At 50.4% G+C, this 17,131-nt stretch carries 17 protein-coding genes and 1 riboswitch; of the genes, 9 read left to right on the forward strand and 8 right to left on the reverse strand.

Annotated features, from left to right (window positions below; all coding sequences use genetic code 11):
- Positions 1 to 88 precede the first annotated feature (88 nt).
- The gene (locus WG68_RS16895; RefSeq protein ID WP_019676987.1) at positions 89 to 442 is read right to left on the reverse strand and encodes a DUF2750 domain-containing protein; all 354 of its coding nucleotides are present in this window, start codon (positions 440 to 442) and stop codon (positions 89 to 91) included.
- Between the two features lie 157 nt (positions 443 to 599).
- Here WG68_RS16895 and ettA point away from each other — a divergent pair, with 157 nt between their 5' ends.
- Positions 600 to 2,261 (forward strand): energy-dependent translational throttle protein EttA, encoded by a 1,662-nt coding sequence (ettA, locus tag WG68_RS16900; protein ID WP_046558902.1) that lies wholly within the window; start codon positions 600 to 602, stop codon positions 2,259 to 2,261.
- A 91-nt stretch (positions 2,262 to 2,352) separates the two neighbouring features.
- Here the strand turns inward: ettA and WG68_RS16905 are convergent, their stop codons facing one another.
- Positions 2,353 to 3,108: a substrate-binding periplasmic protein gene (locus tag WG68_RS16905; RefSeq protein ID WP_235357765.1), complete on the reverse strand. Its 756-nt coding sequence runs from the start codon at positions 3,106 to 3,108 to the stop codon at positions 2,353 to 2,355.
- Between the two features lie 128 nt (positions 3,109 to 3,236).
- Here WG68_RS16905 and WG68_RS16910 point away from each other — a divergent pair, with 128 nt between their 5' ends.
- Positions 3,237 to 3,923, forward strand: a complete 687-nt coding sequence (locus tag WG68_RS16910) for a thiol:disulfide interchange protein DsbA/DsbL (RefSeq protein ID WP_152663147.1) — start codon at positions 3,237 to 3,239, stop codon at positions 3,921 to 3,923.
- Positions 3,924 to 3,987: 64 nt separating this feature from the next.
- Complete coding sequence (locus WG68_RS16915; RefSeq protein ID WP_046558903.1) at positions 3,988 to 4,362, forward strand: DUF6746 family protein; 375 nt, start codon at positions 3,988 to 3,990, stop codon at positions 4,360 to 4,362.
- 57 nt (positions 4,363 to 4,419) lie between these two features.
- Here the strand turns inward: WG68_RS16915 and gdhA are convergent, their stop codons facing one another.
- A complete protein-coding gene (gene gdhA, locus WG68_RS16920) occupies positions 4,420 to 5,772 on the reverse strand; it encodes an NADP-specific glutamate dehydrogenase (RefSeq protein ID WP_046558904.1) in 1,353 nt (450 codons plus the stop codon).
- A 67-nt stretch (positions 5,773 to 5,839) separates the two neighbouring features.
- Here gdhA and WG68_RS16925 point away from each other — a divergent pair, with 67 nt between their 5' ends.
- Complete coding sequence (locus tag WG68_RS16925) at positions 5,840 to 6,688, forward strand: alpha/beta fold hydrolase (protein WP_046558905.1); 849 nt, start codon at positions 5,840 to 5,842, stop codon at positions 6,686 to 6,688.
- Positions 6,689 to 6,691: 3 nt separating this feature from the next.
- On the opposite strand, the gene WG68_RS16930 is transcribed toward WG68_RS16925, so the two are convergent.
- Together WG68_RS16930 and WG68_RS16935 are read right to left on the reverse strand one after the other, a co-directional pair.
- The gene (locus WG68_RS16930) at positions 6,692 to 8,464 is read right to left on the reverse strand and encodes a TonB-dependent receptor domain-containing protein (RefSeq protein ID WP_046558906.1); all 1,773 of its coding nucleotides are present in this window, start codon (positions 8,462 to 8,464) and stop codon (positions 6,692 to 6,694) included.
- Between the two features lie 37 nt (positions 8,465 to 8,501).
- A riboswitch (cobalamin riboswitch) is annotated at positions 8,502 to 8,688 on the reverse strand.
- A gap of 78 nt (positions 8,689 to 8,766) precedes the next feature.
- Complete coding sequence (locus WG68_RS16935; RefSeq protein ID WP_046558907.1) at positions 8,767 to 9,249, reverse strand: YajQ family cyclic di-GMP-binding protein; 483 nt, start codon at positions 9,247 to 9,249, stop codon at positions 8,767 to 8,769.
- A gap of 94 nt (positions 9,250 to 9,343) precedes the next feature.
- Here WG68_RS16935 and WG68_RS16940 point away from each other — a divergent pair, with 94 nt between their 5' ends.
- Both WG68_RS16940 and WG68_RS16945 read left to right on the forward strand, forming a co-directional pair.
- On the forward strand, positions 9,344 to 9,700 hold the full coding sequence (locus tag WG68_RS16940; protein ID WP_046558908.1) for a VanZ family protein: 357 nt from the start codon (positions 9,344 to 9,346) through the stop codon (positions 9,698 to 9,700).
- Positions 9,667 to 10,584 carry a ketopantoate reductase family protein gene (locus WG68_RS16945; RefSeq protein WP_046558909.1) on the forward strand — a complete coding sequence of 306 codons (918 nt, stop codon included), beginning with the start codon at positions 9,667 to 9,669 and terminating at the stop codon, positions 10,582 to 10,584. The genes WG68_RS16940 and WG68_RS16945 overlap by 34 nt, the downstream gene beginning before the upstream one ends.
- A 6-nt stretch (positions 10,585 to 10,590) precedes the next feature.
- On the opposite strand, the gene thiI is transcribed toward WG68_RS16945, so the two are convergent.
- The 3 genes from thiI to pomA all read right to left on the reverse strand — a co-directional run bounded on the left by thiI (position 10,591) and on the right by pomA (position 13,907).
- Positions 10,591 to 12,054 (reverse strand): tRNA uracil 4-sulfurtransferase ThiI, encoded by a 1,464-nt coding sequence (gene thiI, locus WG68_RS16950; protein WP_046558910.1) that lies wholly within the window; start codon positions 12,052 to 12,054, stop codon positions 10,591 to 10,593.
- 126 nt (positions 12,055 to 12,180) lie between these two features.
- A complete protein-coding gene (locus WG68_RS16955; protein ID WP_083981953.1) occupies positions 12,181 to 13,137 on the reverse strand; it encodes a flagellar motor protein MotB in 957 nt (318 codons plus the stop codon).
- Positions 13,134 to 13,907, reverse strand: coding sequence for a flagellar motor protein PomA (pomA, locus tag WG68_RS16960; RefSeq protein WP_046558911.1), 774 nt, complete (start codon positions 13,905 to 13,907; stop codon positions 13,134 to 13,136). Before pomA ends, WG68_RS16955 begins: the two co-directional genes overlap by 4 nt.
- 197 nt (positions 13,908 to 14,104) lie before the next feature.
- On the opposite strand from pomA, the gene WG68_RS16965 reads away from it, so the two are divergent.
- Genes WG68_RS16965 through dxs form a run of 3 tightly spaced genes read left to right on the forward strand, consistent with a single transcriptional unit; the run spans position 14,105 to position 17,119 of the window.
- Complete coding sequence (locus WG68_RS16965; protein WP_046558912.1) at positions 14,105 to 14,350, forward strand: exodeoxyribonuclease VII small subunit; 246 nt, start codon at positions 14,105 to 14,107, stop codon at positions 14,348 to 14,350.
- A 1-nt stretch (position 14,351) separates the two neighbouring features.
- The gene (gene ispA, locus WG68_RS16970) at positions 14,352 to 15,239 is read left to right on the forward strand and encodes a (2E,6E)-farnesyl diphosphate synthase (RefSeq protein ID WP_046558913.1); all 888 of its coding nucleotides are present in this window, start codon (positions 14,352 to 14,354) and stop codon (positions 15,237 to 15,239) included.
- 14 nt (positions 15,240 to 15,253) lie between these two features.
- Positions 15,254 to 17,119, forward strand: a complete 1,866-nt coding sequence (gene dxs, locus WG68_RS16975) for a 1-deoxy-D-xylulose-5-phosphate synthase (RefSeq protein ID WP_046558914.1) — start codon at positions 15,254 to 15,256, stop codon at positions 17,117 to 17,119.
- Positions 17,120 to 17,131: the final 12 nt, after the last annotated feature.

The following is a 17,131-nucleotide window of genomic DNA, read 5'->3' on the forward strand; positions in this document are numbered from 1 at the left end:
GTTGTGCTTTTACGTCACAACAAAACCTATAGTTTAGTAAATAACTCAACTTTCTGCGAAAAAGTCACCAATGGTGGATTTTCCGCGCTTACTGAACCCGAGCTAAGGATTCCAGCAGCTCACGTGGCTCGACTTCCGGGCCATTTAGCGATTCATCCCAGTTGGTACCAATTAGTACGCCATCGTCATACATTTCTTTTAACCAGCCATCACAAAATACGTCCAGCGGAATGGCTTCAGGCTTATAACCGGCCCATTCATCTGAGCAATGAGCCTGTGCATCAGCTTTATTTGACCAAAATGGCATCACATCGGTTTCTTCAAATTCAACTGATTCTACTACTAATAAATCCTCACCATCAGCCAAGGTCCACACCACGCCATTGGTTTTGGCTTCCTCAACAAATTTCTGATAACTTGGATCGTGTTCAAACTCGGCCATAACATACCTGCATTTTAGTGGCTAATAATGCCAGCTATTAGAACAGATTTGCCGGGTAAAAAGCCATCATTATCGTTGCGCCAGCCAGTGGCTTTCCCTGTTGGCGTAAAATAACGTACAATTTGCATCATCTTTAATAACTGGTTGCAAGAGCACTATGGCGCAATATATTTACTCAATGTATCAGGTGTCGAAAGTTGTCCCACCGAAAAAAACGATCCTCAAAGATATTTCGTTGTCATTTTTCCCGGGAGCCAAAATTGGCGTGTTGGGTTTAAACGGGTCAGGCAAATCGACACTGCTTAGAATTATGGCCGGCGTCGATACCGAATTTGAAGGAGAAGCCCGGCCACTGGCCGGCACCAAAATAGGCTATTTGCCGCAGGAGCCAGTGCTGGATACCAGCAAAACGGTGCGTGAAATTGTCGAAGAAGCGGTTGTGGATGTCAAAGAGGCCTTTAGCCGGCTGGATCAGGTGTATGCTGCTTATGCTGAAGAAAACGCTGACTTTGACGCCTTAGCACGCGAGCAAGGCGAACTGGAAGCGCTTATTCAGGCTAAAGATGGCCATAACCTGGAGAATACGCTGGAACGCGCGGCCGATGCGCTGCGCCTGCCGCCCTGGGATGCCAATATTGGCCACTTATCAGGGGGAGAGCGGCGCCGGGTCGCTATCTGCCGCTTGTTGTTGCAACGGCCGGATATGTTGCTGCTGGATGAGCCTACTAACCACCTGGATGCCGAGTCGGTTGCCTGGTTAGAGCGCTTTTTGCATGACTACCCGGGCACTGTGGTGGCCATTACCCACGACCGTTATTTCCTCGACAATGTGGCCGGCTGGATTTTAGAGCTGGACCGTGGCTATGGTATTCCCTGGGAAGGCAACTACTCGTCCTGGCTGGAGCAAAAGGATGCCCGCTTACAGCAGGAAGAAAAATCTGAAAATGCCCGCCAGCGTTCGATTAAACAGGAACTGGAGTGGGTACGCACTAACCCCAAAGGCCGCCACGCGAAAAGCAAAGCACGGATGGCCCGCTTTGAAGAGCTGCAAAGCCAGGAGTTTCAGAAACGTAATGAAACAAACGAGCTGTTTATTCCACCGGGGCCGCGCCTTGGCGATAAGGTGCTGGAAGTTAATCACCTGCGCAAGTCGTTTGGTGATCGCCTGCTGATTGATGATTTGACATTCAGTATTCCTAAAGGTGCCATTGTTGGCATTATCGGACCAAATGGCGCCGGTAAGTCCACCTTATTTAAAATGATCACCGGCAGTGAGCAGCCTGACGGCGGCGAAATCAGTATTGGGGACACCGTGCAGGTTGCCAGTGTTGATCAGTTCCGCGATAGCATGAACCCGAAGAATACCGTCTGGCAGGAAATTTCTAACGGCCAGGATATGCTGCAAATTGGTAATTTCCAGATCCCCAGCCGGGCTTACGTGGGCCGTTTTAACTTTAAAGGCAACGACCAGCAAAAGTTTATTGGCGAATTATCGGGTGGTGAGCGCAACCGGGTACATCTTGCGGCACTGTTAAAAGCTGGTGGCAATATGTTACTGCTGGATGAACCTACCAACGATTTAGACGTCGAAACCCTGCGCGCATTAGAAAACGCTCTGCTCGACTTCCCTGGCTGTGCCATGGTGATATCGCACGATCGCTGGTTTCTGGACCGGATAGCCACCCATATTCTGGATTACCGGGACGAAGGCCAGGTAAATTTCTTTGAGGGGAACTATTCTGACTACGAGGCCTGGTTAAAAGCCACTTATGGTGCAGCGGCACTGGAACCGCACCGGATAAAATATAAGAAAATTTAAACGACCAGCTTAGTCATGCTAAGTCAGCCGTTACAGACAAAGCAGGCCGCATACGCGGCCTGTTTTGTCTGAGTGATCTGCTAGCTGGTATTTAATCAAATTCAGACCGCATCACTTGCCGATACAACGCCGTAGCGGCCACCTCACGGTGAGCTTGTTGCAAGGCAGCAACAATCTCAGACGACGTCGCTTTACTGGCGGCCAGATAAGTTTGCTGCTGCAAAGGCGCTATCGCAAATGCAAACGTTACATGTTCAGGCTTAATACTGAAATGCGTCGCCATCGCGCTTAGTGCATTCGGATCATCAATGATTAGATCTACCTTGCCATTGAGCAACAACTGCCAGGATTCGGTAATATCTGCCGCCAGCACCAGCTGACCCGGCTGTCCAAAACCATGCGCAGTTAAAAAGGTCTCGGCAATATCATGCCGTTGTACCGCAATGCTGTATTGCTGGGCATCCGCTAACGTATGAAGCACTATATCCTGCCGATGGGCCAGTCTTACAAAGCCAAGCTGATAGGCTGCGACCGGCCCAATCCAGTGGAACAATGACTCGCGCTCGGCACTACGGGCTATATTATAAATTAAAGTATCAGGCTGTTGTAATGCCATGCGGTATGCTCTCGCCCACGGATACAACTTAATATCGGCGGCCAAACCCGCTTGTTGCAAAACAGCTTGCACCAGCCGGGTACTGTAACCGGCAACTTCACCGTCAACCAGGGTCTGATGTGGTGGCGACAGTTCAGTGACCACCTGCAGCTTGCTCGCTTGCAATGCCGCGCTACTGCCGGTAAACAATGCTACTGCTACCATCGCCAACCATCGGCTAACCAACACCATAGTAATTCCTCTGATTACCCGCGGTTTCATTCAACCCGGACCGCAACAAAGTCAGCTTACTGCCAGTTGACAACAAGCAGCTGCCCTGTTGTTATAACGCCACTTTATCTCTAATACAACCGACTTCTATGACAGTGAATACTCCTTTATCAAAGTTGACTAAATTGCTGCTGCTAGTCAGCATCAGTTGGTTAATAGTGGCATGCTCTGAGCCTGCCACTCTGACCAATAACAATGAACAAACCGCTGCAACGCCACATAAAGCAGCCAACATGCTGCAATTTCAGCAAGGTAAACACTACCGATTGGTCGAAAATATCGACGCTGAAAATGCTAAGTCCCCTTATCTGGTGCAGTATTTCTGGTTTGGTTGTCAGCACTGTCAGCAGTTTGAACCCGTGTTGGAAGCGATTATGCTGCGCCGCCCTGAGCTGAGCCTGGTGCGCAAACATGCCGCTGCGGTGCCGCACTGGCAAACTGATGCCAGAATATTTTACAGCTTGCAGCAAATGGGACTGGAACATCTTACCGATCCGTTGTTTAAGCTCTACGAAGCAAAACGTCAGCTCACCCCGCTAGATTTGCAGCAGTTTCTGACAACACATCAGGTTGATCAGGCTGATTTTTTTGAGATAGCGGAGAGCAGCGAACAGGTTGTAGCTAAAATGCGGCGCAGCAGCAGCGAGATGCAAAATAATAATATCGGCGGGGTGCCGGCGTTGGTAGTAAATGGCCAGTATTTAATCACTCCGACTGCTGAGCTCAATAGCCTGGATGCTTATTTAGCGTTAATTGACTATTTACAGAAAAAATAATCGTCAACCTGGCAATGGCATGCTAACCTAACTGATAATCATTAGCATTAACTCCGGAGGTTTTATGAACACTGCTTTAGCCCTTACCATTACGTTAGTCTGTGCTATTTACGCGCCCATCAGCCTGGCTGAGCAACCACGGCCGGATCATTTCAAAGGACAACAAGCCGCTACACTTAGCGAAGCGGTTGAATTATTCCGCAATAGTAATGTAACGTTACAAAAGCTTATCGCCGGTGAATTAACCCCTGCGGTGATGGTCGAAATTCATCAGCTGACTTACACCCTGGAAAATGCGCTGGAGAAAATTCATAGCGAAACCACTCTGCTAAAAGATGTGCTGGAAGAAGTGCATCTGGGTTCAGAGCATATGGACTTTGCTAAAGTTGAGCATCAGGCGAAGCGTTACCTGGAAACGGCGACTACCCTGATAAAATAGCTCGCTATTTTATCAGTTCACTGCATTATCCAGCCTGTTATTGGCAATAACGGGCTGCTATACCACCCCCTGCTGAATCATCGCTTCGGCTACCCGTCGAAAACCGGCAATATTCGCCCCCAGAATAAAATTAGTGGGCTGTTCCAGCTCTGCCGCTGTCTCACTGGTGCGCTGATAAATGCCCTGCATAATATCTTTCAGTTTCTGGTCGACTTCAGCAAAACTCCAGCGCTGCATGCTGGCATTCTGGGCCATTTCCAGCTGACTGGTCGCCACCCCGCCGGCATTTGCGGCCTTACCCGGTGCATAAGCTATTTTGGCTTGAATAAACAGCTCGGCCGCCTCTGCAGTGCAAGGCATATTAGCCCCTTCACATACTGCGATGCAGCCGTTATCCAGCAGGGCCTTTGCATCTGCTGCCGTTAACTCATTCTGAGTGGCACAAGGGAAAGCAACCTGCCCGGCAAAACGCCAGACGGCATGGCCATCATCCGGGTAGCTATCGCGACTGATGTACTCCGCATCCGGATGGCGTTTGGCGTAGTCACTCAACCTGCCCTGCTCTACTTCTTTGATTTGTTTCAGGCTCTGCACATCAATACCGCTTTTCTGATAAATTGTGCCTCCAGAATCAGAACAGCTGACTGGCTTAGCGCCCAGTTCCCGTAATTTTTCAATGGTGTAAATAGCCACGTTACCCGAGCCGGATACCAAACACTCCTTCCCCTCCAGACTGTCTTTATTGCCCTCAAGCATATGCTCAGCGAAGTAAACACAGCCATAACCGGTGGCCTCTTTGCGCGCCAGTGACCCGCCCCACAGCAAATCTTTACCGGTCAGTACGCCATCAAAGCTATTGGTTAGCTTTTTATATTGGCCAAACATATAGCCTATTTCGCGTGCTCCCACCCCAATATCGCCAGCGGGCACATCTGTAGTGGGCCCGATATGCCGGTATAACTCACTCATAAATGCCTGACAAAAGCGCATAATCTCGCCATCTGACTTACCCTTAGGGTCAAAATTGGCTCCGCCTTTAGCCCCACCCAGCGGTAAGCCGGTAAGGGCATTTTTAAGTACCTGCTCAAACCCCAGAAACTTGATAATGCTGGCGTTAACACTGGGATGAAACCGAATACCGCCTTTGTAGGGTCCCAGTGCAGAATTAAACTGTACCCGGTAACCTTTATTTACCTGAACGTTGCCGTTGTCATCGACCCAGGCCACCCGAAACATAATTTGCCGCTCAGGTTCTACTAACCGCTCGATGATGGCATGCTGACAAAAGCGGCTGTCGACGTCCAGCACTGGCGCTAATGAATCCAGTACCTCTTCAACCGCCTGGTAAAACTCAGTTTGGGCCGGGCTGCTCTTTTGCAGCTTAACAATGGTATTGTGGGTATAGGGCATAACGTAAACCTTAAGAAATTTACCAATAAATCGTTGATACCAGCTGTTAACGAGGGAAACACTGACGATGGATCACTCACTATACTTTAGCTTAACGGGCTATAAAAACACTATGCGGTTGGCAGCACTAGCCAACCGGCCGGCTTTTAGCGCTGCCCAGCCGCCGGTACTCTGTCTGCATGGCTGGTTAGATAATGCCGCCAGTTTTATTCCGCTGGCCCGAGAGTTAGCCGATATGCCAGTACTCGCCCTGGATTTCCCGGGGCACGGCCATTCACCTTACCGCAGTAGTGATGCCCATTACTACTTTTTTGATTGGGTGGAAGACATTGTAGCATTATGTCAGCAGCAGGGCTGGCAGCAACTGACTGTCATAGGCCATTCTATGGGCGGTATGGCAGCAACAGCGCTGGCGGCGGCGTTTCCCGAACTGGTTGCCCGGCTGGTGCTGATAGACAGTCTGGGATTTGTCACGGCAGAAGACAACTGCTGCACCGCTCAACTGCGCGAAGGCATTTTGTCACGCCTGAAAAAGCCACCAGTCCGAAAACGGCAGTATCCGGATTTAGCCGCAGCGGCGCAGGCCCGTGTGGCGCAAAGCGACTTTAGTGTAACCGAAGCGCTGTTACTGGCAGAGCGTGGCACCAGCACCGATCACAACGGTGTTAGCTGGGCCAATGACTACCGGCTAAGATATAAATCAGTACACCGGCTTACGCCGGCTCAGGCACAGGCGTTGTGTCAGGCGGTCCAGGCGCCGGTACTGGCCATAGTAGCCAGTGATGGGCCTTTTGTCGCTAAGCTTACAGAGGTGGCAGCTTGGTATCGACAGTTAAAAATAGCAAAGGTAACCGGCGGCCATCATTGTCATATGACTGCCGCCGCCGAGGTTGCCGGGCTGATCCGGACCTGGTAGCTATTACCGTGGAATGTAGCTGAAACTAATACCGAAATGGGTACCCGCTGTGGCATAACCCCGGCTGGTGTAGTAATGCTTATCCGTTAAATTGGCAATTTTGGCTCTGATAGCAAATTCATTGCTAAGCGCATAGCTCACACCCACCCCCCACACGGTGTGCGACGGGGCATTGGCAAAGCTGTCACCGGTAAACCAGTCGGCCCCCTGGTAAGTCGCACTTTGATAATCAGCCGTTATAAAACCTGACCATTGATCGGCGGTATAGCTGCCGCGCCAGTTAAGGGTATTTTCAGGCCGGCGCTCCAACTGCAGTCCGGTTTGCCGGTTTTCGGTATCAAGCCAGGTATAATGCAATTGACTGGCCCATTGCTGCCAATGTCTGGATACGCTGAATTCGAGGCCAGTTACCCTCGCCAGTAACACATTTTCTGCTTGCTCAACCCCTTGGATCAGATTAGTGACATCGCGGTCAAACCAGGCCAGTTGCACCGTTAAACCAGCGCTTTGATAGCTTAATGCCACTTCATCGGAGACAGATTGTTCTGGCTGCAAATCGGGATTAGCAAAGCCTGGGAAATACAACTGATTAAAGGAGGGCATTTTAAAGGCGGTACCCCGGCTTGCCCGCAGCAGCCAGTGCTCAGTCAGCTGATAGCCGGCTGCCAGTTGCCAGGTGTTCTGGCTCCCATACTGACTGACGCTATCACGCCGCGCTGCCGCTTCAAGTTGCACGGCGTCAGCCTGATAGTGTAAGCCCGCGAATACCGCCCGGTTAGTTCTGCTGGTTTGCTCGTACGCGGTGGCAGATTTGGCCACCTCCTCCTGATACCAGTTGACGCCGCCCAAAAAGCGCAGGCTGTCGCTCAAATCCGTGGCGCTTTGCCAGCTAAACTCATCCCGCTCAGTAATAAAGGGGCTGCGTGAATCAGGACCGTAAGTGGTATCGCCGTCCAGGTTACGGCTAAGCTGAGCCTGATGTTGCCAACCTGCCAGCTGTTGCTGCCACCCCAGCAAATAAGCACGGTTGAGGATATCCGATTCATCTTCACTACCCCAACTGGTGTCAAACTGATAAAAACCCGAGTTAACATCAAGCTGGGCCGTCCACAAACCAGCAGCTGTCTGATAATCGGCAGCCAGTTTAATAAACTGCTGTTGGTAGCCATCCCGATCAGGGTCTTGCGCTGGCTGGGCATTAAAACCATCAGCATGGCTATAGCCTGCGGTGGCACGAAGGCTTAATTGTTCGAGTTGCTTAACGACACTGACATCGGCACCAGCCTGGCCAAAGCTGCCCAGGTTGGCATGTAACTCCAGTGCATTACTGCGCCGGGTGGTAATAGCGATAACCCCAGCCAGCGCATCTGAACCATACCAGGCGGCACGAGGCCCGCGGATCACCTCAATTCGTTCAATAAGCTCCAGCGGTAACATCGACAAGGTTTTATAACCAAGGGTAGCAGAGCCACTGCGCACGCCATCAACGATGACCAGCGTATGGCCAGCATTGCCGCCGCGCAGATAAACACTGCTGTTCTGGCCGCGGCCACCATCGCGGGAAAGGTTAATCCCCGGCAGCTGCGCCAGCAGCTCGGGTAAATCATTAGCCTGGCGCGTAACAATATCTGCCCGTTCCAGCACGGTGATACTGGCTAATACGGCTTGTTGCGGTGTAACAATACGATTGGCGTAAATACTGATATGTTCGACATCATCAGCCTTAGCTGCAAAACAGGAAGCGACCAACACGGCCACCAAAGCAGGTTTAAACATGTAAGCTCCTACAATGTGCCCACCGCACATGTTAGTTGGTTAATGGGCTTTTCAGGCCGGTCTCCGGGCTTACAACCTGCTTGCGCCAAAGCTTTACCTTCCCATCAATTGACAGTGGTATTTAAAGCCTTGATAGTTGTTTACCGTTGCGGGGGCAGCTCTGGCTTGAACCAGATTCCCGTTTAACTGCAGCGTGCTGCAGCACCTGAAAAAAAGCGGCCTTAAAAAGGCCGCGTGCAGTGTAGCTGGGGAGCGGTAAATGTCAATAGGTATCCAGACGGCTAAAATTAGCCAAATAGCCCTTAATCACGGAAATTAGTAAACTGAAACGCCTGCTCTAACTCACTTGCGCGCACTACGGCAATGGCATCTTGTAAATCATCACGCTTTTTACCGGTTACCCGCACCTGATCTCCCTGAATAGCGGCTTGCACTTTAAGTTTGTTATCTTTAATCAGCTTAACCAGCTTTTTCGCCATCTCCTGCTCTATCCCTTGCAACAGACTAACGCTCAAGCTATAGGTTTTTCCAGAGTGCACCACATCGCCCTCTTTAAACGAGCGCACATCCAGGCCACGCTTGACGGCTTTTGACAAAAAAATCTCCAGCATTTGCTGTAACTGAAATTCGGCTTCAGCTTTCATGTTGATAGCCTTCTCTTTCAGGGTAAACTCCGCCTGTACCCCTCGAAAATCAAAGCGGGTGGCTAATTCTCGGTTAGCATTTTCTACAGCATTCAATACTTCTTGCTGATCGACTTCTGATACGATATCAAATGAAGGCATGTAAATTCTCCTTAGCATAAGCCATTCTGTCTGCTGGTGATTATAACCAGAAAACTGCTACAATCCGAGCGCAGTTTCTGACAGAGGGTTCGCTGTGCCGCAGATATTTTATCGCTTCGTATGTGTGCTGTGCTTTGTGCTGGCAACAGCTGGCTTTTTGGCTGAGCTAAGCGGGCACCGGATTGGTGGTGGTTTTGCACACATCGACAAACTCGCCCATTTTGGTATTTTTGTGGTACTTACCGCGCTGCTCTGGAAGGGCTTCAAACTTGCGCCCGGGGCGGCATTTTTGCTATTGGGCACATACGGCGGTGCTGTCGAGTTAGCACAGCATTATTTCACCCGGCGTACCGGCGATTGGTGGGACTGGCTGGCTGATATTGCTGGTGTCATCGTCTTTTATCTGGCACGCGCATTGTGGCATCATTTACGCCCACGCAGCCAGCGCTAAGCTGGTGTATAGTTGGCCGCGGCGCTATCGGCCTGTTGGCCAGCTCCCGGCTGCAGCTTGCTGGCTACTCTCCCCGGCTATGGTTAAAGCAGCCTGAGGATATCGAGCTGCTCTTTACTGATCTGCAGCAGCACCGCCAGCAACTGCTGCTACCGTCACAGCCATGTAGTGAACCCATCAGCCAGTTACTGATCCCGGTTAAAGCCTATGATATCTGCCAGGCGGTCAGCCAGTTACTACCTTACCTGACTGACACCGCGCAACTGGTGCTATGTCACAATGGCATGATTGCGCTTGAGTCCATCCTGAAACAATTAGTACCCGGACAGGGATTATGGTTTTTATCCACCAGCCAGGCAGCATATAAGCCGGCTGTTGATCAAGTCGTGCACAGCGGTGCAGGCAACAGCTATCTGGCAAAATTAACCGCACCCGGCGAGCAAGACCCAGGCATAATTGAGGCGATGAGCGCAGCGCTGGGGCCGCTGACAGTGGTGGCAGACATTAATCCACTGCTGTGGCAGAAGCTAGCAATTAATGCCGCCATTAACCCCCTGACAGCACTTGAAAACTGCCCAAATGGCCAGTTAGCACAGAGGCGTTATCAGGCCCAAATTACCGCGCTGGTAAACGAAGTATGTCAGGTTGCCTCAGCACTCGGCTACCCGTTAGACAGCAACGCTACTATAGCCAGGGTACTGCAGGTGATTGACGCTACCGCCCGCAACTATTCTTCTATGCAACAGGATGTTCAGGCAGGCAGGCCAACCGAAATTGAAGCCATTTGTGGTTATATCTGCCGCCAGGCGGCACAGCTGCAGATAGCCGTGCCGGCAAACCTGCATATGTTAAACCAGATACGGGTGCTGACAGCTAAGCGTTAACAGCTATCAGTAAACGGGCCGGTACACTGACACGTTACTATGGCCCTGCTCGTGCAGCAGCAGGGCCTGCAACCGGCTCATCACGCCTTTACTGCAGTAGCAATAATAATGGCGGCTGGGGTCAAGTGAAGCAAACTGGCTGGCTAAACGAAAGAAAGGCAGCTCTAGCACCGGCACCCCATCCACTACAAACGGTGTTTGATCAGTCTCTTCCGGGCTGCGAATATCCAGAATAACGGCATTAGCCGCCAATTCTGTCAGCTCACTGACGACATGGGCTTCCTGCTCTGCCTGATAGTCAATAGTGCGGATATCCAGCACTTTGGCAGCTCGAACCACCTGCGTCAGCAGTTCCATATCCAGTTTAGCTTCGTTTTGCTCTACCTCTGACAACACAGCATTAACTGTTGGTTTGTTAGAAATCACTCCGCAATACTCAGGCATGCTCTTTGCCAGCTCTTCCACCCCAATCTGCCTGGCAAGGTCAATAATGTCCTGCTTGTCGTGGTAAATAAGCGGTCGCAGTACTAAATCAGGGGTAACCCGGTCAATCACCGCCAGGTTAGCAATGGTCTGGCTGGACACCTGACCAATGCTTTCACCCGTCACCACCGCTTTAATACCCAAATCGTGCGCAACACGACTTGCTGCCCGCAGCATCATTCGCTTTAAAATAACGCCCATCACGCCGTTATCAACCTGCTGCAGGATGTTATTCACTACTGGGGCAAAATCGACACTGACAAACTTAACCCGGTGCGACAAGCTGTACTTTTGCCACAGGTAAAATGCCATTTCACGCACGCCGGCTTCGTGCGCTGCACCGCCCAGATTAAAAAACAGATAGTGGGTACGCAAGCCTTTGCGGATCATCAGGTAGCTGGCAACCGCAGAGTCGTAACCGCCTGAAATTAAAGATAATACATCAGATTGCGACGGCAGCGGGAAGCCGCCCATCCCCCGGAAGCTTTCACTTAGCAGCAACAGCTTATCCTGTTTAATCTCCAGCTTAATGGTGATATCAGGTTGTTTTAATTGCACTTTAGCTGAAGTAACCTGCTGGTTCAGGCCGCCGCCAATATAGCGCTCGGCTTCAATCGAACTAAAACTATGGCTGCCCTGACGCCGCACCCGCACACAAAAGGTTTTTCCCGCTAACTGGCCCTGATACACCGCCAGCACTTGCAAATAGATATCGTGCAAATCAGCAAAGCTGGCGGTACGCATCTCGGAAAAAGTCACAATGCCCGGAATACAGCTAAGCCGCTCAATTAACTTGCGGCGAATATGTGGCGTGCTCTGCAGGCTGCTAACAGTAAGGTGGTCAAACAAATTAGTGACGATTACATCAGGGTCAACCTGAGCTAAAATAATTTTCAGGTTACGCTCCAGCAACTTGGTCTGGCGTTTGCGAACTGACTTACTTTTAATCGAGATTTCAGGATGAAGTTTTATAATAAATTCAAGCATAACATTCAATGGTGGCGGCAACAGTGCGAAAAGTGGCGCGGATTATAGCGCAAAGCCAGGCAAACCGCTAACGTGACACGATTGCCTGGCTTTGCCAAAAGCCGAAACATCAGGCCGGAGCCCCTGCTAGTTTGCTGCGGGCTCCAGGCTAATCGGCTCGGACACCTTAGCTTTGCCCTGCATAATAGATATTTCTACCCGCCTGTTGCGACGCCGGTTTAGCTCAGAGGTATTTTCTACCAGCGGCCGGGTGTCGGCATGGCCCATCACCACCAGCCGTTGCCGGTCAAAACCTGGCGCGCGGATCATTTCCGTTGCCACCGACACCGCGCGCTTTGCCGACAACTCCCAGTTGTTACTGTGTAACTCATCCGATACCTGAATATCATCGGTATGACCACTAACCGTTATCTCTCCCGGCACTTCATTTAACAAGCTGCCAATTTGCTGAATGATTGGCCGAAACCTCGGTTGTAAAAACGACGAGCCTGAGGGGAAAGAGCCATTTTCGCGGATCCGGATAATAATCTGCTGCCCTAATGACTCCAGCTCAATGGCACCATCAACAATTTGTTGCTCCAGTTGTTCGGCCAGCTTTTTAACCATCTCATTGGTTTGTTGTTGCATTTCTTCTGCAGCAGCGTCGGCGGCCGCTGCTTCTGCATCTGCTGTTTCTTCTGCATTAGCAGCCGACTGGCCCCCCGTCATATCATCCCGCTGCTCTTGCCGGCCGCCGGCTGAATCTTCTTCACCAGCCTGAAACTCAATAACCTGCTGGGTAATTTCCATAGTTTGCTGCTGTATCGTTTCAATCGGTGTCGGGTCAGGCCGCCCTGGCCGGAACTCCATAGCAATAACACTGGTGCCTTTTGGGATATCCTCTACCTCTATTTTATTTTGCACCCCAAAAGCAAATTTCATTGAACCGGCAATTTGCTTAAATTTCAGCACATCCATTTCAGAAAAGGCTAAAAGCAATACAAAAAAGCACATTAGTAGCGCCATTAAGTCAGCAAAGGTGCCCATATACTGCGGCAGCCCTTTGGGCGGGCAATTACACTCCTGTTCTTCTTCTTCTCTCATGCCGGCTCTCCGGATGCGACCTCGCGCTTACCCTGTGCCAGGTAATTGCGTAAAATACCTTCAATAACTTTCGGGTTCTGGCCATCTTGAATGCCTAAAATAGCATCAAGAATCAACTGGTTATTCTGTTTTTCCTGTTGATTACGAATAGCCAATTTATCGGCCAGCGGGATGGCAATAACATTAGCAATAAAGGCACCATATAAGGTCGTCAGTAATGCTACCGCCATCGCCGGGCCAATGGCTTTCGGGTCATCCATATTTGATAACATCGCCACCAGACCAATCAGGGTTCCTATCATGCCCATAGCAGGCGCCACATCACCTAAGCTGCGAAAGATAGCGATACCTTGTTCGTGGCGCTTTTCAGTCAGGCTGATATCTTTTAACAAGGTTGCCCTAACCACATCTGCATCGTGGCCATCTACCAGCATATTCACACCCTTTTGCATAAAAGCGTTGGGTATTTCTGCCTCTTCCAGCGCCAGAAAACCGCCTTTACGGGCCGAATCGCCCAGCTGCACCGCTTTTTCAATCAGTTCTTCCGGCGCTTCAATTTTAAATATAAATGCCTTTACCGCGACTTTACCAGCACCGAGAAACTGGCCAAGAGTAAACTTGGTAATCACCACGAAAACAGAACCGCCGACGACAATGAGCACTGAGACTAAATCAGCAAACATAGCCGGGTCGCCGCTACTGCCTATAATCATCGCCATGACGACAAAACCGATAGCGCCAATCAAGCCAACCAGGGTTGCTATATCCACCGTTTACTCCTTAATACAGACCCCAAGCGGGAATTATGATTATTTTATATTAGCTTATAGTCGGTTATCGACATAACTTCGTAAACATTAAGTACTGATTAATAGAAAAGAAGCAATTTAAGCTTTCACTTATTGGTTATGATTGACCATAATAGCCTGCTAGGGTAACGTTGCGCACAGTTTTTTTGGGGATTGTCATGAGTAAAAAGAAAGCCGACCTTAGCCAGTTTGAGCAGGCAATGGCAGAACTCGAGAATATCGTACAACAGTTAGAACAAGGCGAGCTATCACTGGACAGCTCTCTGACGCAGTTTGAACGCGGCATCAGCCTGGTAAAACAAAGTCAGCAGCAGTTGCAAAGTGCTGAGCAAAAAGTCCAGTTACTATTGCAACAACAGCAGCAAGAAAGTCTGCAAGCCTTTACACCACCGCCAGGAGAGTAACTTGGCACCAGAAAGCCTTAGTCTCTACCAGCATCGGGTAGAGCAACAATTGCAATTGTTAATGTCCGCCCAGCCAGAGACAGCCTCGCGGTTGCACCAGGCCATGCGTTACAGCCTGACCAATGGCGGCAAGCGGATCCGCCCCTTTTTAGTGTACGCCTGTGGTAGCATGTTAAAGGTACCACTTGAGACACTTGACCGTGCCGCGTTAGCGATTGAGTGCTTACACAGCTATTCGCTAATCCATGACGATTTGCCGGCAATGGATGACGATGATTTACGCCGTGGTAAGCCGACATGCCACAAAGCCTTTGATGAGGCTACGGCTATTCTGGCCGGTGATGCCCTGCAAGCACTGGCTTTTAGTGTGCTGGCTGACAATGATGATCAATCACTGAGTGCCACACTGCGCTTAAAACGCATTCAATTGCTGGCAAGCGCCGCTGGTATTGCCGGCATGTGTGCCGGCCAGGCCATTGATTTGGCTCAAACCAATCAGCAGACAGATTTAGCTACTTTGGAACACATGCATCGGCTGAAAACCGGCGCCCTGATTGAATGTGCAGTGCAGTTGGCGTACTACAGCAGCGAACTTAACTGCACTGATACCCTACATGCATTAACCGAATTTGCCAGCTCGCTTGGTCTGGCGTTTCAGGTGCAGGACGATATTCTGGATATTGAAAGTGATACGGCTGTGCTCGGTAAGCCGCAGGGATCCGATTGCAAAGCAAACAAGCTTACTTACCCGGCACTGTTGGGGCTGGAAGGAGCCAAAACCAAAGCAAACCAGCTTTACCAGGATGCTTTGGCGGCGTTGGCCCGTCTGCCATACAATACCGATGAGTTAAAAGCCTTTGCTCATTACATTATTGCCCGTAAGTTTTAATAAAGGCATTGAACATGGCATTAAATATGACCGATTTCCCGCTGTTAGCCAAAGCCAATGTGCCAGAGCAACTGCGTCAGTTACCTCAGGACAGCCTACCGGCACTGAGCGCAGAGTTACGCAGTTTTTTATTAAAAACCGTTAGTCAGAGCAGTGGCCATTTCGCCTCAGGCCTTGGTACCGTTGAGCTGACCGTCGCCCTGCATTACGTTTACAATACGCCGTTTGACCGCTTGATCTGGGATGTGGGCCATCAGGCCTATCCACACAAAATTTTAACCGGAAGGCGTGACCAGATGCACAGCATCCGCCAGAAAGAGGGGCTGCATCCTTTTCCATGCCGGGAAGAAAGTGAATACGACACCCTGACTGTTGGCCATTCCAGCACCTCGATTAGTGCGGCGTTAGGCATGGCCATTGCCGCCAGCCAGGCGAAGAGCAAACGCAAAGTGGTCGCGGTGATTGGCGATGGTGCGATAACCGCCGGTATGGCATTTGAAGCGCTGAACCACGCCGGTGAGGTACGCCCCGATATGCTGGTGATCTTAAATGACAACGAAATGTCGATTTCAGAGAACGTGGGCGCACTAAACCAATATTTTGCCCGGATATTATCAGGCAGTTTTTATACCAGCCTGCGTGAGGGGGGAAAGAAAATACTCAGCGGTGTGCCCCCCTTACATGAGCTGGCCAGCCGTGCCGAAGAGCACTTTAAAGGCATGGTAACTCCAGGTACCTTTTTTGAAGAGCTGGGATTTAATTATATTGGCCCGATTGACGGCCATGATGTGATTACCCTGGCCGATACCATCCGCAATATGCGGAATTTAAAAGGTCCGCAACTGCTGCATATTGTAACCAAAAAAGGTAAGGGTTATGCGCCAGCAGAAGCCGATCCTATTGGTTACCACGCCGTGGCAAAGTTTGATCCTGATGCCAGTAGTCAGCCGGTAAAAAAGGCCGGCAAACCGAGTTTTTCCAATATTTTTGGCCGCTGGTTGTGTGATATGGCGACACAGGATGAACGGTTGCAAGGTATTACCCCGGCCATGCGCGAAGGCTCGGATATGGTGCAATTCTCCAAAAGCTTCCCCAAACGCTATTTTGATGTAGCCATTGCCGAGCAGCATGCCGTTACACTGGCAGCCGGTATGGCCATTGAAGGTTTAAAACCCGTAGTGGCAATATACTCCAGCTTTTTGCAACGTGGTTATGATCAACTGATCCACGATGTGGCACTGCAAAACCTCGATGTGCTTTTCGCCATTGACAGGGCCGGTATTGTCGGTGCTGATGGTCCTACGCATCAAGGCGCGTTCGATATCAGCTTTATTCGCTGTATACCCAATATGTTGCTGATGGTGCCATCGGATGAAAATGAGTGCCGGCAAATGTTATATACCGGTTACCAGCATCCCGGCCCCGCAGCAGTGCGTTATCCCCGCGGCATAGGCACGGGCATCGACCCGGAACAGCATATGCAACTGCTGCCTATAGGTAAAGCAAGGGTGGTTCGCCAGGGCAACAAGCTGGCTATTTTAGCCTTTGGCACGCTACTGGCCAGTTGCCAGGATATTGCCAATGCGCTTGACGCGACCCTGGTCGATATGCGCTTTGTTAAACCGTTAGATAAGCGCTTGCTGCAGGAGCTGGCGGCAAACCATAGTCATATTGTTACCATAGAAGACAATGCACTGATAGGTGGTGCAGGCTCTGCAGTTAACGATTATCTGCTGCAGCAGGGCCATAAACTGCAAGTATTAAACTTAGGCCTGCCAGATCAGTTTATTAAACACGGCACTCAGCAGGAAATTTATGCTGAACTGGGTTTAGACAGTTGCGGTATCAGCCAGCAAATTACCGCGTTTATCAACCGTTAATAACAACTCGCC

Source organism: Arsukibacterium ikkense (assembly GCF_000987775.1).
GTDB lineage: Bacteria > Pseudomonadota > Gammaproteobacteria > Enterobacterales > Alteromonadaceae > Alishewanella > Alishewanella ikkense.